The sequence below is a fragment of the Vibrio sp. RM-69-4 genome (assembly GCF_024743775.1).
In the GTDB taxonomy this organism is placed as follows: Bacteria; Pseudomonadota; Gammaproteobacteria; order Enterobacterales; family Vibrionaceae; genus Vibrio; species Vibrio anguillarum.
Genome location: NZ_JAMQXI010000070.1, coordinates 153,014 through 173,113 on the forward strand (window position 1 = coordinate 153,014; position 20,100 = coordinate 173,113).

Consider the following 20,100-nt stretch of genomic DNA (forward strand, 5'->3'; position numbering starts at 1 on the left):
GCACACATGGCAGCTAAAATCCGTCGTAATGACGAAGTAATCGTTCTTGCTGGTAAAGATAAAGGCAAGAAAGGTAAAGTAACTAAGGTTCTCGTAACTGGTAAAGTTATCGTTGAAGGTATCAACCTTGTTAAGAAACACCAAAAGCCGGTTCCGGCTCTAGGTCAACAAGGTGGCATCGTTGAGCAAGAAGCAGCTATTGATGCTTCTAACGTTGCAATCTTTAACGCAGCAACTGGTAAAGCGGACCGTATCGGTTTCCGTTTTGAAGACGGCAAAAAAGTTCGTTTCTTCAAATCTAACGGTGAAATCGTTTCTAACTAATTAGAAGTAATTTGGAGTTCTACTATGGCGAAACTGCATGATTACTACAAGTCGTCTGTAGTGACTGAACTGACCAAACAGTTCGGTTACACAAGCGTCATGCAAGTCCCTAGGATTGATAAAATCACCCTAAACATGGGCGTTGGTGAAGCTATCAACGATAAGAAACTATTAGAAAATGCAGCAGCTGATATGGCTACGATCTCTGGTCAAAAACCACTGATCACTAAAGCTCGTAAATCTGTTGCAGGTTTCAAAATTCGTGAAGGCTACCCAATTGGTTGTAAAGTAACCTTGCGTGGCGAACGTATGTGGGATTTTTTAGAGCGTTTAATCTCTATTGCACTTCCACGTGTACGTGACTTCCGTGGTGTTAGCGCTAAGTCTTTTGACGGACGCGGTAACTACAGCATGGGCGTTCGCGAGCAAATCATCTTCCCAGAAATCGACTACGATAAAGTCGATCGTGTACGCGGTCTTGATATCACTATCACGACTTCTGCTGGTACCGATGAGGAAGGCCGTGCTCTGCTGGCTGCCTTTAACTTCCCATTCCGTAAGTAAGGTGAAGGGTTACTGTTATGGCTAAACAATCAATGAAAGCACGTGAAGTAAAACGTGCAAAGCTAGTAGCTAAGTTCGCAGAAAAGCGTGCAATGCTAAAAGCTACCATCAGCGATGTAAACGCATCTGAAGAAGATCGTTGGAACGCAGTTCTTAAACTGCAAGCTCTTCCACGTGATTCAAGTGCTTCACGTCAGCGCAACCGTTGCAACCAAACTGGTCGTCCACACGGTTTCCTACGTAAGTTCGGTCTAAGCCGCATCAAAGTTCGCGAAGCTTGCATGAAAGGCGAGATTCCTGGACTTCGTAAGGCTAGCTGGTAATTGCCACTTAATCATTTGGAGTAAATCTTATGAGCATGCAAGATCCGATTTCGGATATGCTGACCCGCATTCGTAACGGTCAGGCAGCAAATAAAGTTGCTGTAAAAATGCCTTCTTCAAAGCTTAAAGTTGCAATTGCTGCACTGCTAAAAGCTGAAGGTTATATCGCAGATTTCGCTGTTGAAGGCGAAGTAAAACCTGAGCTAGAAGTTACTCTTAAGTACTTCCAAGCTAAACCAGTAATCGAGCAAATCCAACGTGTTTCACGTCCTGGTCTACGCGTTTATAAGAAAAAAGACGCGTTACCAACAGTGATGGGCGGTATGGGTGTTGCTGTGGTGTCCACTTCCAAGGGTCTGATGTCTGACCGTGCTGCTCGCAAAGCAGGTCTTGGCGGTGAAATCATTTGCTACGTAGCGTAAGGAGTAGGATATGTCTCGTGTTGCTAAAGCACCTGTCGCTATTCCAGCTGGCGTAGAGGTGAAACTAAACGGCCAAGAAATCACTGTAAAAGGTGGTAAAGGTGAGCTGACTCGCGTCCTGAATAAAGGCGTAGTTATTGCACAGGAAGAAAACAACCTTACTTTCGGTCCTCGTGAAGGTGTTGCTAACGCTTGGGCACAAGCAGGTACTGCTCGTGCACTAGTAAACAACATGGTTGTTGGTGTTACTGCAGGCTTTACTAAGAAGCTTGTTCTTAAAGGTGTTGGTTACCGTGCTGCTATTAAAGGCAACTCAGTAAGTCTTACTTTAGGCTTCTCACACCCTGTAGAGCATGAACTACCAGCGGGTATCAATGCTGAATGTCCTAGCCAAACTGAAATTGTCCTAACTGGTTGCGATAAGCAAGTAGTGGGTCAAGTTGCGGCTGACATCCGTTCTTACCGTGAGCCAGAACCTTATAAAGGTAAAGGCGTCCGTTACGCAGATGAAAATGTGCGTAGTAAAGAAGCTAAGAAGAAGTAAGGTAACACTATGGATAAGAAAGCATCTCGCATCCGTCGTGCTACACGCGCACGTCGTAAGATTGCTGAACTGGGTGCAACTCGCCTAGTAGTACACCGTACTCCTCGTCACGTGTACGCTCAGGTTATCGCATCAAACGGCTCTGAGGTTATCGCAGCAGCTTCTACTGTAGAAAAAGCGATCCGTGAGCTAGTTAAGAACACCGGTAACGTAGACGCAGCTAAAGCGGTAGGTAAAGCTATTGCAGAACGCGCTCTTGAAAAAGGCGTATCAGCTGTTGCGTTTGATCGTTCTGGTTTCCAATACCACGGTCGAGTAGCGGCGCTAGCAGAATCTGCTCGCGAAGCTGGTCTGAAATTCTAAGGTAGGGTTGGAAGATGGCTAAAGAACAACAACAAGCTAGTGATTTGCAAGAAAAATTAATCGCAGTTAACCGTGTTTCTAAAACGGTTAAAGGTGGTCGAATCATGAGCTTTACTGCACTAACTGTAGTTGGTGACGGTAATGGTCGCGTAGGTTTCGGATACGGCAAAGCTCGTGAAGTACCTGCAGCGATTCAAAAAGCAATGGAAAAAGCGCGTCGTAACATGGTTACTATCGCTCTTAACGAAGGCACTCTTCACCACGCGGTGAAAGGTCGTCACTCGGGCTCTAAAGTTTACATGCAGCCAGCTGCAGAAGGTACAGGTGTTATCGCCGGTGGTGCGATGCGTGCTGTACTAGAAGTTGCCGGTGTACATAACGTACTTGCGAAAGCGTACGGTTCTACTAACCCAATCAACGTTGTTCGTGCAACAGTTGCTGGTCTAGTAGATGTGAAGTCACCAGAAATGGTTGCAGCTAAACGTGGTCTCACTGTTGAAGCGATTTCGGAGTAAGCACCATGGCAACTATTAAAGTAACTCAAACTAAAAGCTCAATTGGTCGTCTACCAAAGCACAAAGCTACTTTGCGTGGTCTAGGCCTTCGTCGTATCAACCATACAGTAGAACTTGAAGATACACCGTGTGTACGCGGTATGATCAACAAGGTTTACTACATGGTTAAAGTTGAGGAGTAATCAGAATGCGTTTGAATACTCTATCACCGGCTGCTGGTTCTAAGCACGCTCCTAAGCGTCTAGGCCGTGGTATCGGTTCTGGCCTTGGTAAAACAGGTGGCCGCGGTCACAAAGGTCAAAAGTCACGTTCTGGCGGTACAGTTCGTCCAGGTTTTGAAGGCGGTCAAATGCCTCTAAAACAACGTCTACCTAAATTCGGTTTCACTTCTCGTAAGAGCCTAGTGTCTGCTGAAATTCGTCTAGCTGAGCTAGCGAAAGTTACGGGTGACGTGGTCGATCTAAACAGCTTGAAAGCAGCTAACCTAATCACTAAGAACATCGAAAATGTTAAAGTTGTTCTTTCTGGTGAGATTAGCAAAGCAGTGACTGTGAAAGGTCTTCGCGTGACTAAAGGCGCTAAAGCTGCAATCGAAGCTGCAGGCGGTAAAATCGAGGAATAATCTCGAGGAACGAGGTACAGATGGCTAAGAAACCAGGACAAGATTTTCGTAGTGCTCAGAGCGGCTTAAGTGAGCTAAAGTCGCGCTTATTATTCGTAATTGGTGCACTTTTAGTATTCCGAGCCGGTTCTTTTGTGCCGATTCCTGGTATTGACGCAGCTGTACTTGCCGATTTGTTCGAACAGCAAAAAGGTACCATCGTTGAAATGTTTAACATGTTCTCCGGTGGTGCTCTTTCGCGTGCATCTATCTTAGCATTGGGCATCATGCCGTATATTTCGGCATCAATTGTTGTCCAATTGCTAACTGTAGTTCATCCAGCGTTAGCCGAACTCAAGAAAGAGGGTGAGGCAGGGCGTCGTAAGATTAGCCAATATACGCGTTATGGCACGCTTGTACTTGCAATATTCCAAGCTATTGGTATCGCAACAGGCTTACCAAACATGGTCAACAATCTGGTTGTTATCGACCAAACCATGTTTACCCTGATTGCTACCGTGAGTTTAGTAACTGGCACCATGTTCTTAATGTGGTTAGGTGAACAAATTACTGAGCGTGGAATCGGAAATGGTATTTCCATTTTGATTTTTGCAGGTATTGTTGCTGGATTGCCTTCGGCAATCGGACAAACGATTGAGCAAGCGCGTCAAGGTGAATTGCATGTGCTTCTTCTGTTGTTAATTGCGGTACTTTCTTTTGCTGTAATTTATTTCGTTGTTTTCATGGAGCGTGGTCAGCGTCGTATTGTCGTTAACTATGCAAAGCGTCAACAAGGTCGTAAAGTGTTTGCAGCGCAAAGTACTCACTTGCCATTGAAAATTAATATGGCGGGTGTAATACCTGCAATTTTTGCATCGAGTATTATTTTGTTCCCAGGAACATTAGCTCAGTGGTTTGGTCAAAATGGTGAGAGCAGCACATTCGGTTGGTTAACTGATGTGTCTTTGGCTCTTAGCCCTGGTCAACCTCTGTACGTTATGCTTTATGCAGCAGCGATTATTTTCTTCTGTTTCTTTTACACAGCGTTGGTGTTTAACCCTCGTGAAACAGCGGATAACTTGAAGAAGTCCGGTGCGTTCGTACCCGGCATCCGCCCAGGTGAGCAGACAGCGAGATACATTGATAAAGTAATGACCAGACTAACCTTAGCGGGTGCTCTCTACATTACCTTTATCTGTCTGATTCCCGAGTTCATGATGGTCGCGTGGAACGTACGTTTCTACTTCGGCGGCACATCACTACTTATCGTAGTGGTTGTGATTATGGACTTTATGGCACAGGTACAGACTCATATGATGTCCCAACAGTATGATTCTGTGTTGAAAAAAGCAAATCTGAAGGGCTACGGCCGTTAATTCAGATTTCACTTACGGAGTTTAGCAATGAAAGTTCGTGCTTCCGTTAAAAAAATCTGTCGTAACTGTAAAGTAATCAAGCGTAACGGCGTCGTTCGCGTGATTTGCAGTGAGCCAAAGCACAAGCAGCGCCAAGGCTAATTAGCAGAAATTTTTACTTGAAATATAAAGGTCGGTCGAGTATATTCCTCGGCCTACCTTTTGTGTGCAAAAGAAGTAGTATGCCGCAGCGTATCCTCGACGGGCTTTGCTGCGGATAATTTCTTATATAAGTACTAGGAGTGAATAGTGGCCCGTATAGCAGGCATTAACATTCCTGATCAGAAGCATGCTGTAATTGCATTAACTGCAATCTACGGCATCGGCAAGACCCGTTCGAAAGCTATCTTAGCTGATTTGGGTATTGCTGAAAGTGTTAAGATCAGTGAACTAACTGAAGAGCAGATCGATCTACTGCGTGATGGTGTAGCTAAATACACTGTAGAGGGTGATCTTCGTCGTGAAGTTTCCATGAACATCAAGCGTCTTATGGACCTTGGCTGTTACCGTGGTCTTCGTCATCGTCGCAGTCTACCACTACGTGGACAGCGTACTAAAACCAACGCTCGTACCCGTAAGGGTCCGCGTAAACCGATCAAGAAATAGTCGGAAGGGTATAGAGTACAATGGCAAAACAACCAACTCGCGCACGTAAGCGTGTACGCAAGCAAGTTGCTGATGGCGTAGCGCACATCCATGCATCTTTCAATAACACAATCGTAACTATCACAGACCGTCAAGGTAATGCTCTAGCTTGGGCAACTGCTGGTGGTTCTGGTTTCCGCGGTTCTCGTAAGTCTACTCCGTTCGCTGCACAGGTTGCTGCTGAGCGTTGTGCTGAAATGGCTAAAGAATACGGCCTTAAGAACCTAGAGGTTATGGTTAAGGGTCCAGGTCCAGGTCGTGAATCAACTGTTCGCGCACTGAACGCTGCTGGTTTCCGTATCACTAACATTGTTGATGCGACACCAATCCCTCATAACGGTTGTCGTCCACCTAAGAAACGCCGCGTATAACGTTTCTAGGAAGATTGGAGAAAGATCATGGCAAGATATTTGGGTCCTAAGCTGAAGCTTAGCCGCCGCGAAGGTACTGACTTGTTCCTTAAGTCAGGCATTCGTGCGATTGATACCAAGTGTAAAATTGACAACGCACCAGGTGTACACGGCGCTCGTCGCGGTCGTCTATCTGAGTACGGTGTTCAGCTTCGTGAGAAGCAAAAAGTTCGTCGTATTTATGGCGTTCTAGAAAAACAATTCCGTAACTACTACAAAGAAGCTGCACGTCTTAAAGGCAATACTGGTGAAAACCTACTTCAGCTTCTTGAAGGTCGTCTTGATAACGTAGTTTACCGCATGGGCTTTGGCGCTACTCGCGCAGAAGCACGTCAGCTAGTAAGCCACAAAGCTATCCTAGTTAACGGTAAAGTTGTAAACGTTCCTTCTTTCAATGTTGCGGTTAACGACGTTGTTGCAATCCGTGAGAAAGCTAAAAAGCAATCTCGCATTAAAGCAGCTCTAGAAGTTGCTGAACAACGCGAAAAACCAACTTGGATTGAAGTAGATGGCGGCCAAATGGAAGGTACATTCAAGCGTATGCCTGAGCGTTCTGACCTGTCAGCTGACATCAACGAACAATTGATCGTCGAGCTTTACTCTAAGTAAGGTTAAACTAAAGAGAGGACACAATGCAGGGTTCTGTAACAGAATTTCTTAAGCCACGTCTTGTTGATATCGAACAGATTAGCACGACACACGCAAAAGTAACTCTTGAGCCGTTAGAGCGTGGTTTCGGCCATACTCTGGGTAATGCACTTCGCCGTATTCTTCTATCTTCAATGCCAGGTTGTGCTGTAACTGAAGTGGAGATTGAAGGCGTACTACACGAGTACAGCACCAAAGAAGGCATTCAAGAAGATATCCTTGAGATCCTTCTGAACCTAAAGGGTTTGGCTGTTCGCGTTGCCGAAGGCAAAGATGAAGTGTTCATTACGCTGAACAAATCAGGCTCGGGCCCTGTTGTTGCAGGTGACATCACCCATGATGGTGATGTAGAGATCACTAACCCTGAGCACGTGATTTGTCATCTAACGGATGACAACGCTGAGATCGCTATGCGTATCAAAGTAGAACGTGGTCGTGGTTATGTTCCAGCTTCAGCTCGTATCCATACTGAAGAAGATGAGCGTCCAATCGGTCGTCTACTTGTAGATGCTACTTACAGCCCAGTAGACAAAATTGCCTACTCTGTGGAAGCCGCTCGCGTAGAACAACGTACTGATTTAGATAAGCTCGTTATCGATATGGAAACGAACGGTACTCTAGAACCTGAGGAAGCAATCCGTCGTGCAGCAACTATTCTTGCTGAACAATTGGATGCGTTCGTAGATCTTCGTGATGTACGTGTACCTGAGGAGAAGGAAGAGAAGCCAGAATTCGATCCAATCCTACTGCGTCCTGTAGACGATCTTGAACTAACAGTTCGCTCTGCTAACTGTTTGAAAGCAGAAGCGATTCACTACATCGGTGATCTAGTACAGCGCACTGAGGTTGAGCTACTTAAAACGCCAAACCTTGGTAAGAAATCTCTTACAGAGATTAAAGACGTGCTTGCATCACGTGGTCTATCTTTGGGCATGCGCCTAGAGAACTGGCCGCCAGCGTCTATCGCTGAAGATTAATCGATACTAGTTAGAAGGATTAGGTCATGCGCCATCGTAAGAGTGGTCGTCAACTCAACCGCAACAGCAGTCATCGCAAAGCGATGTTCAGCAACATGGCTAGCTCTCTAGTACGTCATGAAGTTATCAAGACTACTTTGCCAAAAGCAAAAGAGCTACGTCGCGTCGTTGAGCCTTTGATTACACTAGCTAAGACTGACAGTGTTGCAAACCGTCGTCTAGCATTTGCTCGCACTCGTGATAACGAAGTTGTGGCAAAACTATTTAACGAACTAGGTCCACGTTTTGCAGCTCGCCAAGGCGGCTACACACGTATCCTAAAGTGCGGTTTCCGTACTGGTGATAAAGCTCCAATGGCATACATTGAGCTTGTCGATCGCCCAGAAGTAGCTGTAGAAGCTGCTGCTGAGTAATCAGTTCGTATAATTAAAAAAGCCGAGTAGTAATACTCGGCTTTTTTGTATGCGTAGATTTTATCTTTGAACACGAGCTAACCAGATAAGTATGCGTAGTGTCGTTTTTGATAGATGCTAAGTAAGAGATACTAATAAAAAAAGGTCAGCGAATGCCAACCTTCTCACTATCAATTCTATTTATAGAATATCGAGTAGCTCTACTTCAAATACTAGAGCTGCAAAAGGAGGAATTGCAGCGCCAGCGCCACGCTCACCGTAGGCAAGATCTTGTGGAATATAGAGTTTCCATTTTGAACCCACAGGCATCAGTTGTAGTGCTTCTACCCAACCTTTGATTACACCTGTTACTGGGAATTCAGCTGGTTGACCGCGAGATACAGAGCTATCAAATACTGTACCGTCAGTCAATTCACCGTGGTAATGAACACGTACTTGCTTGTCAGATGTCGGGATATCCCCCGTACCTTCTGTAAGAATTTCGTACTGTAGACCAGATTCAAGCACGGTTACTTCAGGGCGTAGTGCGTTATCTGTTAAGAATACTTCACCGTCGGCTGCGGCTGCTTTGGCAGCTTCTTGGCGTAGAGATTCTGCACGCATGTGCAACTCTTGCAGTGCATTATTGATTTCATCAATTTCAATTGATGGCATGTCGCCTACTAATGCGGTTGCGATACCTGCGGCGATGGCGTCAACGTTAAGTCCTTCTAGACCACTACCCGCAAGTTGTTGGCCCATTTGTAGACCGATACCGTAGCTTGCTTTTTGCTCTACAGTGTCAAATTTTACTTCAGACATAAACAGTCACTCTTTTTATGTAAATAAACAAGTGCCAAAGGATATCAGTTTCAAGCATGGGATGAAATGCTAATGGGAAATATCCAATATTGAACCTTCAGGTTGTGACAAATCGCAGATCCCAAAGAAAAATGTTCAAGATTGTGTCAACGTTTACGTTATCGCCACCTTGGCTCTATACTGATCCCTCTTGAGTTTTTATACTGTAGCTCGACAGAAAAGGAGACGGGTTAAGATGAATCGTCGTCACAAGAAGAAACCGCAAACTGATTATTTAGCGTTTATCCAACAGAAGTGGCATGCATTCGATTGGCGTGGCCTTATTTTACGTGTTCGCACAGTTTGGCTGGCGCTGCCTAAGCTTCACCAGCGCGCTTTATTAGCGATCGTTCCAGTAGTGTGTTTGCTCATTATTATTCCTTTTCCTGAGCGAACAGAGCAGGCCGCTCTACCGAAAAGTAGTGAGCGTGTGGAAATCAGCATTAATACGGTTGGGTTGAGTGAACAAAAAACGCCTCAACAAACCGATCGTAAATCTGAGTTCTGGCGAGAGTACACGGTTAAGAACGGGGACACTTTGTCGCAGGTTTTTCGGGCAAATGATCTGCCGATGTCTGATCTTAATGCCTTAGTCAAAATTGAAGGCAGTGACAAACCGCTCAGCCAAATTACCCAAGGCCAATTAGTTCGCTTCAAACTCGCGGCTGATGGGCAGCTCGATATCCTACAACTTGAGAAAAACGATCAATCAGTGATGTTTTTCAGGCGCTCAGATGGCGGATTTGGCCGTAGTAAATAACACGCTTTGATCAAGGGGGTTATTTACTTGCTGAGCTGCATGTCGATATGCGGGATATCATCTTCTAGATACATCGCCGACGTTTGTTGAAAACCATAACTTTGATAGAAGCTAGCAAGATAGTGCTGTGCACCAATTTCAATATCTTGATTGGGCCACAGCTTCTGGCATTCGGCTAATGCTTGCTGCATTAATTGGTGTCCAAGGCCATTTCCTCTCGCTTCTTTTTGGGTTGCAATGCGACCAATGCTGACACTTGGGTAGCTAATCCCCGCAGGGAGTAAGCGCGCGCAGGCAACAATCTGCTGATCCTGTTCACCAATTAAATGAAAAACACCTGGCTGAATATCTTTATTATCCAATTCAGGGTAAGGACAGGTTTGTTCGACCACAAAGACATCGACGCGCAGTTTAAGTAGCGCATAAAGTTGATGAGTGGTTAATTGTGAGAATGAAAGACAGTGCCAAGTAATCATCGTAGTGCCCCTTTAAAAATGGATGTCGTTACTCTATCAAGCTTAAGTGCATGATTCATTAACAAAGGTTAAGAGTGAGCTACAAACTTGATGAATGATAAATAAAGATTCACTAGCCACACGAGGTTAAATAACGATAATAGGCGTTTAATTTTCGTCTAACGAAAGGACGGTCTCTTGAGTAATCTCTCTTTTTCAACGGTAAATCTACAACCAGAACTTCTTTCTAACCTCGATACTTTGGGATACACCAAGATGACGCCGATTCAGGCGTTAAGCTTGCCAACCATTTTGGCGGGTAAGGATGTGATTGGCCAAGGAAAAACAGGCTCAGGAAAAACAGCAGCGTTTGGTTTAGGCGTATTATCTAACCTCAACGTTAAGCGTTTTCGCGTTCAAGCTTTGGTGCTATGCCCAACGCGGGAGTTAGCCGATCAAGTCGCAACGGATATTCGCACACTCGGCCGCGCCATTCATAATATTAAAGTGCTCACCTTGTGTGGCGGCATGCCAATGGGGCCACAAATTGGTTCGTTAGAGCACGGTGCACATATTTTGGTTGGTACTCCGGGGCGTATTCTTGACCATTTAGACAAAGGTCGTATCGATCTCTCTGAACTCAATACGTTAGTGCTTGATGAAGCGGACCGAATGCTCGAAATGGGTTTCCAAGAAGCGCTGGATGCGATCATCAATGAAACGCCAACCAGCCGTCAAACCTTGCTGTTTAGTGCTACGTTCCCAAATCAAATCAAACAAATTGCGCAGCGGATTATGCGTGAGCCTGAAATGGTCAAAGTTGAATCCACCCATGATACGTCCAGCATTCAGCAATATTTTTATAAAGTAGAGGGAACAGAGGCGCGTGATCGCGCGTTAGAACTGCTGCTTTTACACCATCAGCCTGAATCTGCCGTGGTGTTCTGTAATACAAAGAAAGAAGTACAAAGTGTTGCTGAAGATCTACATCACAAGGGCTTTAGTGTGGTGGAACTGCATGGTGATTTAGAGCAGCGTGACCGTGACCAAGCTTTGGTGCAGTTTGCTAATAAAAGTATCTCCATTTTAGTTGCAACCGATGTGGCGGCACGTGGCCTTGATGTCGATAACTTAGATGCGGTATTTAACTTTGAGTTATCACGTGATCCTGAAGTGCATGTGCACCGCATTGGGCGTACTGGCCGAGCGGGCAGTAAAGGTTTAGCTTTTAGCTTCTTCAGTGACAGTGAAATGCACCGAGTGGCGATGATTGATGAATATATGGATATGCCCATCGAACCTGCTAAATTGCCTGATGCCAGTGCGCTAAACAACGCGCCTTATCAAGCCAATATGGTCACTATCCAGATTGATGGCGGTAAAAAGCAGAAAGTGCGCCCGGGAGATATTCTAGGGGCGTTGACCAGTAACGACGGTATTGACGGTCAATATGTCGGTAAAATTAACATGTTACCGATGCGCAGCTACGTTGCAGTCCATAAATCGGTGGCGAAAAAAGCACTGAAGAAAATGGAAAGCGGTAAGATGAAAGGACGCCAATTTAGAGCACGCCTTCTAAAATAAGCCCCTTCATTTAGAATTAAAGCCAGCGAACAACTCGCTGGCTTTTGCGTTTATGAGGGCTTTGAACTGAAAGGTGTCGAATTCAAATAAGCGCTGGCTTGCTCCTTACCCATGTATTTTGCCAGTGTATGCAGCGGAACTTGTTTCAAGTTCACTACAATTAAGCCATCTAACGCATTGTTAAACGCGGGGTCGACATTAAAACAGACGAGCTTGCCATTCATCCCTAAATATTGGCGCAGCAATACAGGAAGGCCCTTGCCATTTTCCATTTTTGCTAACACTTTCGACAGCAGAGAAATGCTTGCCAAAGAGGAGAGCAAGTTGGTTTGCCAAAATGTGTTCCCATTGCACCGTAGTGGAGTGGAAGGTGAAACCAAGGTTGCCTTTTCATGATCATAATGATGAATAGAGAGTGTGGCGGCCATTAATTGTCGCGCGGTGTGGCTGTAATCGTTGCTAATGCTTACTGGGCCAAACAAGTGCGTATATTGTGGATGACGCGCGACAAACGCAGCAATACCTTTCCACAGCATTAACAGTGAGTTGAGGTTGCGCTGGTATTTCGAGGAAACCACCGAGCGGCCTAGCTCAATACTGGTATCTAGTGTGTTGATGAAGGCTTCATCATACTGAAATAAGCTACGGGAATATAGCCCTGCTAACCCTTGCTTCGCTATCAGTTTATCCACTAACCCCAATCGATAAGCTCCAACAATTTGACGGTCTTTCTTGTGCCAAACAAAGAGCTGGTAGTAATGGCGATCATACTCATCAAGATCACAAGCTAAGCCGCTTCCTTCACCTACGGCGCGAAAACTCTCTTCACGAATTCGACCAATCTCTTGCAGTATGTGGGGTAACTGCTCGCTTGCGGCGCAATAGACAATCCAATCACCTTGCTCTAAGAGCTTGCTTTCGCTTGGCAGCGCGGCGAGATCTTGCTCGAGTTTCTCTACAATAAGCGCATCAATAATAGGAAGGGGCGATGTTACTAACTCTGGTGAGGATGGCGTTGCAGTGGGTGCTGCACTCATTAAATAGGTATTGAGACGCAGATAATGAACAATGTCCCGTTCTTGTTCAAATGCTTTTACTTCGGAATAGGGGATGGGATTGCCGATGGAAATTTCAATGTTGTGCGCCTGCTTATTCAGTAGCTCGCGGCCGAGCAATGCCGTTCGCAGTAGTGGATGAATTCGCCCCGCTTGATAAAACAGAGTGCTATTTTTACCATTAATAAAGATCGGGACGGTGGTGGCTTGGGCGCGTTTAACAAATTTGGCGACGGATTGACTCCATTCGATATCCGACAGTGTTTGCGATCCTTTGGGGTAAGTAGATACCTCACCAGCGGGGAAGATAATCAATAAGCCACCTTGAGCCAAATGAAGGTTCGCATCTCGAATGGCTTGCGCATTGGTGCTGCGAGCACTTTTGCTATTGAACACATCGACACCGATAAAGAGTTCACTAATTTCAGGCAGGCGCTTTAGCAACTGATTCGCCAGCACTTTAATATCGGTGCGTACTGAACCAATTAAATCGGCTAATATCACCCCTTCAATTGCGCCCAGCGGGTGGTTAGCGACGATCACTACCGGCCCTGTTTGTGGAATATTATCGATGCTGCCTAAAGCAAGGCGATATTCGATGTTGAGTGCTGCTAGCGTGTAGCGCATAAACTCAAAGCAAGAGGGTTTGGCAGGACGCTGCTGATACAGTTTATCCAGTGTTGCAAGCCCAGAGGCCCATTCAACAATTGATTCTGCGACGCCAAATGGAGTGTGTCGTGGTAAACGAAAAGGACTGGCTAGCATATAATTACACTCCTTTATTCAGCCACTGGTGCAATAAACCATCACCGTTTTTGAGATCACGTCGCACCAAAAAAGCCGCACATAACCAAACAAGGCAAGCCATCGCAAATAGCAGGCCGCTATCATTGCCGACCACTTCTCCTACTTGGTTAAACTCTGGCATCACAATGCCAAGAGGCGTAAATAAATGAAAGAAAATCGCACCACTCATAATGCCGACGCTCATCAGTGCACCAAGGCCATGCCAGCGGCTAAACAGCAAAATAGAGGCTATCAGTTCAGCCGTTCCGATTAAATATCCGCCATACACAGCAAACCAACCGAGGCCAGACCACGCACCTAAGGTGCTAAAAATATAGTTGGTTTCGTAAGAGCCGGAAAACTTAAAGACAAGCGATTGAATAAAAACAAACGCAATCAAGAGTGAGGGAAGATGTTGGCTAGCTTTAAACGTCATGGTGTGGCTCCTACTACTTAATTAAATTGGGCCAATTTTTATCGGCCTGTTGGATGTGCACCGCTTGGTTGGCATCCCATAATGTTTTGATCTTTTTGTCGTAATTGAGATAGAGCTTGCCGTCGACAATCGCCCATTGATTGGGATCTCCCGGAGCAAAATCGTTCTTTTCAGAGACGGCCCAAGCGCAGTAGCCGCCATATTGCGGCGCATATTGGTTAGGGTTATTCAGAAACAGTTCAAGGTTCTCTTTTGAAGAAAAATACCACTGCGCATTTTTATAAAGGGTCGAAAAATCGGAGGAGCCTTTTACTGGCTCTCCTTCGGTGAAGTAGGCGACGGTGTCATAGCCACTCAGCGCTTTATTGCTCAGAAAGCTGGTGTAAATTTCATCCTCAGCGAGGCTCACGCTGCTGACAAACAGCAGTAATAGTCCTAGTAAACGTTTCATTGTTGATTCCTCATAAATTGGCGACCCAAGGCGTGGTTTTGTCGACCTCATCGCGCTGCTGGTGGAGTGATGTCTCACTGAGCTGTAAGCAAGGTGAGCCTGAGATATAGGTCATATACTGCTGCTGTTGTGTGACGCGTAAATAGGTAAAGCTAACGGTGTGCGCATCTTGACGATGCATACAGGGTGCCCAATGTGGATGGGCGACATGGTGGTGGGCGTGAAACTTTAGTCGCTGTTGCACACTATCTTCCTCGGCGATTAAAGCTTGATAGAGCTGCGAGCGGTAGCGTTGCACTTGTTCTAAATCGACACTGGATGAAAATAGAGGCGATTGCGTCACCGCAATTTGGCTCTGTTCACCATTCCACGCCAGAGCCATTACATTGCCTTGTACATCAGTTAAATTAGGGTCGAAAGCAAGCAAAGTGAATGGTGCAAATTGCTGAAGATTAAGCTGTGTAAACGCTTGGATAACCTTCTCGACACTGATTTGACTGGATAAATGCTTAAGCAATTGACCGCGGCTCACTAAGCATTCGGCATCGGTTCCTTGGGGGATTTTACCTTGGTAATTATTGAGCAAGCACAAAGCCAAACCGCATTCATTAAGGCTGATCCAACTGCCTCCACCAGCAGGATCAATCGGCATCAACACTTCAACACCAGCTTGCGTGTATTGTTTAGGTGGCAACGCTAATGGGCGGTTTTTTTGTTCATCACGGTTAAAAAACAGATGATAGCCGTGTTTGTCGAGTAACCAAGAAACTGAGCACATGTTATTGCCCCCGAATGAAGGAGGCCGTGGCTGGCGCTAAGCCGAAAGCGGTATCGGTTTCTACATGCAGCAAATGAGCGACCACTTTAGCCATCGCAAAATGGTGCTGTGCATGCAAAGTAGCGAAGCTTAACTCTCGCTCCCATGTTGATGATAAAGAGCACACTTGCGTTTCCTGCAATGAGGTTTCAACAAGTACCGTAACGGATTTTTGGTGTGAGGCCGAGCACTGCGTTAACCATTGAATTAAATACTCAATTTCGGCCAAGGCCGCAGCACGGGACGTCTCAACGAGGTGGCCCCGACGGCGTTGGTTGTAATCAATAGTGCTAGTTGAGTTAGCCAGCGCATGAAACAGATCCAACCAATGACGAAAATGTTGCCCCACTGAACTGGCGACAATTGGCGTGGCTAAGTGGGTGTAGTGCCTATCTTCTAACTGTTCGAGAAACTGGTGCGCTTGTTCCAGTGTTTCAATGCCGCCTTGGATCACGGGGGCATGATTAGGCTGCGATGCGCTTTGTTGTGAACTTGTGGTGATTGCAAACATATTTCTATCCCTATGATTGTTCTTATGGATAAGGTTAATCCGTGCTTGGGTAGTGTTCGGTTAAGGCCTTTTCTTTGCGCCAAGCGTTCAGCAGTTCAGCCATTTTGGGTGTTTGATGGCCTAACTTTCGCTGTTGTGCACCAATGTCGAATAAGATTCGGTACTGTCTGAGTAAGGTCGAGAAGATCTCACGCAGCGGTGTTTCTCTATCCCAAATATGAGCGGCTTCACTGCTTGCGCCATTGATTTCCAAAATCGTGAACAGTTCTCCAGCCATCAATTGGTGAATATTGGCAAACTTGATATCGAGCCGCCCATAATGAAACCCGTCAACATTGTTAAAAATCTCATCCAGCTTGTTGGTGAGAGCGCGAGTAATGTAACGGTTACCATTGCGGAAAATCGATCCGCGACTATGGCTGCCCGCAAAGGCGAGTTGAAACTCCTGCCCTGCTTCAAGAACCCAATCGAGCTTCTCAAGGTGGCGAGGAAAATAGAGATGAGGGAGTTGCCCTGCGCGTGGGCAGCGTTCAATTAACTGCTTTAAAGTGTGAATGCCATCCCCAGTGACAAACGGGGCATACTTAAGTGTGATGGAAATAATGTTGCCTTGAGCCTCACCGGGATAGCGCACATAAAATACGCCAGCTTCAGCCTGATACGGCGCTTTTTGTTGCAGTAAAAAACGGGCGTTAATCGGGAATGATTGGATGTAGTCACTCAGTTGTTGTTCATTTTGCAGCAGTTTTACGCCAACGCCGCGGCAGCCTAAATCTGGTTTAGCGACAAGAGGGAAATCCAACGATGCTTGTTGCATTGCAGACAGAGCCTGTGCTGTTTGCTGCTGAGTGGTTTGATGGCTTTTCGTTCGGGTGATAAAGGGCGATATCCACTGCTGAGCGTATTCACCGGCTAGATTAAGAATGTCGTGTTTTGACTCTCCAACCATGCCGCTGAGCTTGATGCCGGGGTTTGCAATTAAGGGTAAGCCCCAGTTGCCATAACGCAGCCCTTGCAGCAGGCTTTGAATCACCACCGGAGTGTAGAAAAACCAACTGGGCAGAAATTCATAAGGAGAAATGCTGCGTTTGGTGTCTTGCTCTAAAAGCGGCATACCCGCGTTGATTTTGCCATGTGCAATGCAAGGTATTTCTAATTTGGCGTTCATGACAATCCTTTAGAAAATGATTTGTTGAGAAGACGATTGGTGAGCATTAATAGCCCAATCGCGATAGGAATAATGATCCATTGATAATGAGAGGGCTGTTGCCAAACCTGACTCCCTAGGTAATAAAGCGTTGAAAAAACGATCAGTGTCCACAGTGCTGTGGCCGTCAGTACGGAGCACAGAAATAGCGCCAACGGAATAGAAAAAAAGCCGCTCAAAGTAAAACCCACCGTTCTTAGGCCGGGGACAAAGCGAATAATAAACAGATTTAAAAAAGTATGATGGTGCAGCTTGCGACGGACGGTTCGAAAATGTTTATTGGTCAGCGCTTGATAACGAAGCGGACGAACGCGTTGTGCCACTTGGCCTAAGTAATACAAACCGAGATCGCCACTGACAATGCCGACAAAAATAGCCAACAACGCCAAGCCGGGGGGCATGAGATTTTGCAAAGCTAGTGTGGCGGCGGTGACAATAGCGACATCCTCTAACAAATAGGAAAGCAAAATTACGCCGATGAATAGTAAAGTCAGTGAATGACTTTCGGCTGTTAGAAAGGTTTGAATGTCGATAGCAAGTGCCACACTTCCTCCTTAGCAAATTATGATCAAGTATAGAATAAGGCGCTGATTGCGCTTTTATTCTCATTACGAGGACAAAGACCTGCCAAAGAATAGAAAAATTGCATATTTGATGATTTTTTATAATTAAATTTAATCAAACTAATGTTTGAAAATTAAACAGAGGTTGTAACGAACCTTAAATGAAGCGTGGATAGTCAAGAACCATCAAGATCAGAGTTAGGGTTGTCGAGCGGTAAATAAAAAACGCAGCGAAAGGCTGCGTTTGTGAGGTGAAAGCGCCTTAATTCATTGGCCTCTTTCAATCGATTTGAGTGGGGGTTATTGGGTAAGGTCAATCTTGTAAACCGCAAAACCAACTTCATCGTTTTCCATCAAAGTCATTGGGTATTGGCCTTTCTCTTTGATGAACTGTGCTGCTTTCTCGCTTGGAGAGGTTTCAAAACGAATATCTAATGCGGTATTAGTTTTAATCGGAGCAAACGACCAGTTGTTATCAGCACTTGGCGTGACTTGACCTTTTTCTTTACTCACGCGCGAAATGTAGTTTGCAACGGCCGTGCGGTTTTCGTCGGGTGAGTCAAAGGCAACAAATTGTGCGCCCGTGCCTGCAAATTTATTACTATAAGCGCGGTAGTTATTGGTGGCGACAATAAAGGTCTGTTTTACATCGATAGGTTTACCTTGATAAGTTAATCCTACAATGCGCTCAGCATCTTTATGCGCCACTTTACAATCACCATCGTATTTGGCGGGTTGAGTCACATCGATTTGATAATTCACCCCATCCATCACATCAAAGTTATACGTGCGGAAATCAGCCCAATTGATCAAGGATTGTGGTTGAGTGCTGTGCGGATCAATCTGATTAAACTGCCCCGCGCTGCATTCCAACCATTCCTTCACTTCTTTACCCGTCATTTTCAGCGCTACTAATGTATTAGGGTAAAGATAGAGATCTGCTGCGTTACGAAATGTCAGTTGGCCAGCTTCGACTTCGGTGAAACCGGCAGGATCATCTTTACGGCCACCGACTTTAAAAGGTGCCGCGGCGGATAACACCGGCAAACCATCAAGATCAGGGTCGCCTTGAATAAAGCGTTCCACATAATCTTTTTGTGCAAGGTTAACGATTTGCACGGTTGGGTCATCTTGTACCAAGGCTAAAAAGCTGTACATCACATCATTCGCTTGGCCAATCGGTTGATTCACGAAATCTCGCGTGCCTTTATGGTCCGACTCTAAGGCTTTCACTATGCCTGTATCGGCTGCTGCCAATGATTTCTTATTGGCTTTATCGAAGATTGGGCGAGCTTGGGATTGACCATTCACGACTGACCATTGGCCATCTTTGCTTTGCAAAGTCAGATCCATCACACCAACATGGCTACCCCAGCGCCCCGGCATGACAGCGGTTACGCCATTAATGGTGCCTTTAGTTACATCTGCTCCTGGCAGTTTGGCAAAATCTTGGCTAGGGAATACCGCGTGAGAGTGACCAAAAGCAATTGCGTCAATGCCTTCTACTTGGGTGAGGTAGTAAACCGAGTTTTCTGCACCAACGGAATATGGGTTAGCTGAGACACCAGAGTGCGGGATTGCCACGATCACATCGGCACCCTCTTTTTTCATCTGCGGGATCAGCTCCTCGGCTGTTTGCTTGATGTCTTTGGCAAACACTTTGCCATCCAGGTTTTTCTTATCCCACACCATGATTTGTGGTGGGGCAAAACCAATGTAACCCACTTTAATTTGGTGCTCTTTGCCATCGGTATCTTTGAACGTGTGCGTTTTAATGAGATAGGGATTGAAGAGGTGTTTGCCCGTTTGTTGGTCATAGACGTTGGCATTGACATACGGGAATGCGGCGTCGTTAATACTCTCCTTTAAAAAGGACAAACCGTAGTTAAATTCATGGTTACCAATGTTACCCACATCGTAGCCGAGCTGATTCATCGCTTTGTAAACTGGGTGAACCTCACCAACCTTGATGCCTTTGGCGGCCATATAGTCGCCCATTGGGCTACCTTGGAGTAAATCACCGTTATCGACCAAAATGCTGTTTTCGACTTCGCTGCGCGCTTGCTTCACTAACGTCGCCGCACGGGATAAACCAATCTGGTTCGATGGCTTGTCTTTGTAGTAATCGTAATCCATCACATTGGTGTGAATATCGGTCGTTTCGACGATACGCAGTTTAATGGTGTCCGCCATTGCTGGGCCAGCCATTGCTAACATACCGCTCAAAATCGCGATGGAGAGAGGTTTCACTGCCACTTTCATTGTGTACTCCAGTTAGGGGTAGGGAACAAATAACTCGTCTAATGTAACAAAATCTTATGAAACGATGATTTCAATGAATATCAATTTGTGATGTTACGCGTTAACTCACCGGCATTCTGTCGACAAGATCTCATCATTGATTGGCTTTTAATCAGAGAGATAGTCACTTCTTATTCGGAATTATCCATTCCCTTATCAGCTTTTGATAT

28 protein-coding genes are annotated in these 20,100 nt (G+C 45.7%); 18 read left to right on the forward strand and 10 right to left on the reverse strand.

All coding sequences use genetic code 11. The features are described from left to right. Positions 1–6: 6 nt before the first annotated feature. The 16 genes from rplX (at position 7) to rplQ (ending at position 8,164) form a co-directional block, all read left to right on the forward strand. On the forward strand, positions 7–324 hold the full coding sequence (gene rplX, locus NB504_RS11165) for a 50S ribosomal protein L24 (RefSeq protein WP_010318769.1): 318 nt from the start codon (positions 7–9) through the stop codon (positions 322–324). Between the two features lie 24 nt (positions 325–348). Continuing rightward, entirely contained in the window at positions 349–888 is a 540-nt protein-coding gene (rplE, locus tag NB504_RS11170; RefSeq protein ID WP_010318770.1) for a 50S ribosomal protein L5, read from the forward strand. A 17-nt stretch (positions 889–905) separates the two neighbouring features. After that, positions 906–1,211: a 30S ribosomal protein S14 gene (gene rpsN, locus NB504_RS11175; protein WP_010318771.1), complete on the forward strand. Its 306-nt coding sequence runs from the start codon at positions 906–908 to the stop codon at positions 1,209–1,211. A gap of 29 nt (positions 1,212–1,240) precedes the next feature. Further along, complete coding sequence (gene rpsH / locus NB504_RS11180) at positions 1,241–1,633, forward strand: 30S ribosomal protein S8 (RefSeq protein WP_010318772.1); 393 nt, start codon at positions 1,241–1,243, stop codon at positions 1,631–1,633. Between the two features lie 10 nt (positions 1,634–1,643). Continuing rightward, positions 1,644–2,177 carry a 50S ribosomal protein L6 gene (gene rplF, locus NB504_RS11185; RefSeq protein ID WP_010318773.1) on the forward strand — a complete coding sequence of 178 codons (534 nt, stop codon included), beginning with the start codon at positions 1,644–1,646 and terminating at the stop codon, positions 2,175–2,177. 9 nt (positions 2,178–2,186) lie between these two features. Further along, positions 2,187–2,540: a 50S ribosomal protein L18 gene (rplR, locus tag NB504_RS11190; protein ID WP_013855926.1), complete on the forward strand. Its 354-nt coding sequence runs from the start codon at positions 2,187–2,189 to the stop codon at positions 2,538–2,540. Between the two features lie 14 nt (positions 2,541–2,554). Next, a complete protein-coding gene (gene rpsE / locus NB504_RS11195) occupies positions 2,555–3,055 on the forward strand; it encodes a 30S ribosomal protein S5 (protein ID WP_010318775.1) in 501 nt (166 codons plus the stop codon). Positions 3,056–3,060: 5 nt separating this feature from the next. Further along, the gene (gene rpmD / locus NB504_RS11200; RefSeq protein ID WP_004398455.1) at positions 3,061–3,237 is read left to right on the forward strand and encodes a 50S ribosomal protein L30; all 177 of its coding nucleotides are present in this window, start codon (positions 3,061–3,063) and stop codon (positions 3,235–3,237) included. 5 nt (positions 3,238–3,242) lie between these two features. After that, positions 3,243–3,677, forward strand: a complete 435-nt coding sequence (gene rplO, locus NB504_RS11205) for a 50S ribosomal protein L15 (RefSeq protein WP_010318777.1) — start codon at positions 3,243–3,245, stop codon at positions 3,675–3,677. A 20-nt stretch (positions 3,678–3,697) separates the two neighbouring features. After that, positions 3,698–5,032 (forward strand): preprotein translocase subunit SecY, encoded by a 1,335-nt coding sequence (gene secY / locus NB504_RS11210; RefSeq protein WP_017046739.1) that lies wholly within the window; start codon positions 3,698–3,700, stop codon positions 5,030–5,032. A 27-nt stretch (positions 5,033–5,059) separates the two neighbouring features. Continuing rightward, positions 5,060–5,173 carry a 50S ribosomal protein L36 gene (gene rpmJ / locus NB504_RS11215; protein WP_000868186.1) on the forward strand — a complete coding sequence of 38 codons (114 nt, stop codon included), beginning with the start codon at positions 5,060–5,062 and terminating at the stop codon, positions 5,171–5,173. 147 nt (positions 5,174–5,320) lie between these two features. Further along, positions 5,321–5,677: a 30S ribosomal protein S13 gene (gene rpsM, locus NB504_RS11220; protein WP_010318779.1), complete on the forward strand. Its 357-nt coding sequence runs from the start codon at positions 5,321–5,323 to the stop codon at positions 5,675–5,677. Positions 5,678–5,697: 20 nt separating this feature from the next. Next, entirely contained in the window at positions 5,698–6,087 is a 390-nt protein-coding gene (gene rpsK, locus NB504_RS11225; RefSeq protein ID WP_001118870.1) for a 30S ribosomal protein S11, read from the forward strand. A 27-nt stretch (positions 6,088–6,114) separates the two neighbouring features. After that, the gene (gene rpsD / locus NB504_RS11230) at positions 6,115–6,735 is read left to right on the forward strand and encodes a 30S ribosomal protein S4 (protein ID WP_013855928.1); all 621 of its coding nucleotides are present in this window, start codon (positions 6,115–6,117) and stop codon (positions 6,733–6,735) included. Between the two features lie 23 nt (positions 6,736–6,758). After that, positions 6,759–7,751 carry a DNA-directed RNA polymerase subunit alpha gene (locus NB504_RS11235; protein WP_010318781.1) on the forward strand — a complete coding sequence of 331 codons (993 nt, stop codon included), beginning with the start codon at positions 6,759–6,761 and terminating at the stop codon, positions 7,749–7,751. A 26-nt stretch (positions 7,752–7,777) separates the two neighbouring features. Then, entirely contained in the window at positions 7,778–8,164 is a 387-nt protein-coding gene (gene rplQ / locus NB504_RS11240) for a 50S ribosomal protein L17 (protein ID WP_017042856.1), read from the forward strand. Positions 8,165–8,344: 180 nt separating this feature from the next. Here the strand turns inward: rplQ and NB504_RS11245 are convergent, their stop codons facing one another. Continuing rightward, entirely contained in the window at positions 8,345–8,965 is a 621-nt protein-coding gene (locus tag NB504_RS11245) for an FKBP-type peptidyl-prolyl cis-trans isomerase (protein WP_010318783.1), read from the reverse strand. A 235-nt stretch (positions 8,966–9,200) separates the two neighbouring features. On the opposite strand from NB504_RS11245, the gene NB504_RS11250 reads away from it, so the two are divergent. After that, the gene (locus NB504_RS11250; protein WP_026027801.1) at positions 9,201–9,764 is read left to right on the forward strand and encodes a LysM-like peptidoglycan-binding domain-containing protein; all 564 of its coding nucleotides are present in this window, start codon (positions 9,201–9,203) and stop codon (positions 9,762–9,764) included. 23 nt (positions 9,765–9,787) lie between these two features. Here NB504_RS11250 and NB504_RS11255 read toward each other — a convergent pair whose 3' ends face one another. Then, positions 9,788–10,240, reverse strand: a complete 453-nt coding sequence (locus NB504_RS11255) for a GNAT family N-acetyltransferase (RefSeq protein WP_013855931.1) — start codon at positions 10,238–10,240, stop codon at positions 9,788–9,790. A 177-nt stretch (positions 10,241–10,417) separates the two neighbouring features. Here NB504_RS11255 and dbpA point away from each other — a divergent pair, with 177 nt between their 5' ends. Then, positions 10,418–11,803, forward strand: a complete 1,386-nt coding sequence (gene dbpA / locus NB504_RS11260) for an ATP-dependent RNA helicase DbpA (RefSeq protein ID WP_017042859.1) — start codon at positions 10,418–10,420, stop codon at positions 11,801–11,803. A gap of 50 nt (positions 11,804–11,853) precedes the next feature. Here dbpA and NB504_RS11265 read toward each other — a convergent pair whose 3' ends face one another. The 8 genes from NB504_RS11265 to cpdB form a co-directional block, all read right to left on the reverse strand. After that, entirely contained in the window at positions 11,854–13,623 is a 1,770-nt protein-coding gene (locus tag NB504_RS11265) for a lysophospholipid acyltransferase family protein (protein ID WP_094145496.1), read from the reverse strand. A gap of 4 nt (positions 13,624–13,627) precedes the next feature. After that, a complete protein-coding gene (locus tag NB504_RS11270; protein ID WP_088721327.1) occupies positions 13,628–14,080 on the reverse strand; it encodes a hypothetical protein in 453 nt (150 codons plus the stop codon). Between the two features lie 13 nt (positions 14,081–14,093). After that, the gene (locus NB504_RS11275; protein WP_017042861.1) at positions 14,094–14,531 is read right to left on the reverse strand and encodes a YHS domain-containing (seleno)protein; all 438 of its coding nucleotides are present in this window, start codon (positions 14,529–14,531) and stop codon (positions 14,094–14,096) included. Positions 14,532–14,541: 10 nt separating this feature from the next. After that, the gene (locus tag NB504_RS11280; RefSeq protein WP_129532841.1) at positions 14,542–15,309 is read right to left on the reverse strand and encodes an NRDE family protein; all 768 of its coding nucleotides are present in this window, start codon (positions 15,307–15,309) and stop codon (positions 14,542–14,544) included. 1 nt (position 15,310) lies between these two features. Further along, positions 15,311–15,859 carry a hypothetical protein gene (locus NB504_RS11285; protein ID WP_258428916.1) on the reverse strand — a complete coding sequence of 183 codons (549 nt, stop codon included), beginning with the start codon at positions 15,857–15,859 and terminating at the stop codon, positions 15,311–15,313. Positions 15,860–15,893: 34 nt separating this feature from the next. Continuing rightward, positions 15,894–17,027, reverse strand: coding sequence for a D-alanine--D-alanine ligase (locus tag NB504_RS11290; protein ID WP_258428917.1), 1,134 nt, complete (start codon positions 17,025–17,027; stop codon positions 15,894–15,896). Further along, positions 17,024–17,611: a DedA family protein gene (locus tag NB504_RS11295; protein WP_017049187.1), complete on the reverse strand. Its 588-nt coding sequence runs from the start codon at positions 17,609–17,611 to the stop codon at positions 17,024–17,026. Before NB504_RS11295 ends, NB504_RS11290 begins: the two co-directional genes overlap by 4 nt. 318 nt (positions 17,612–17,929) lie before the next feature. Then, positions 17,930–19,891: a 2',3'-cyclic-nucleotide 2'-phosphodiesterase gene (cpdB, locus tag NB504_RS11300; RefSeq protein ID WP_258428919.1), complete on the reverse strand. Its 1,962-nt coding sequence runs from the start codon at positions 19,889–19,891 to the stop codon at positions 17,930–17,932. Positions 19,892–20,100 lie beyond the last annotated feature (209 nt).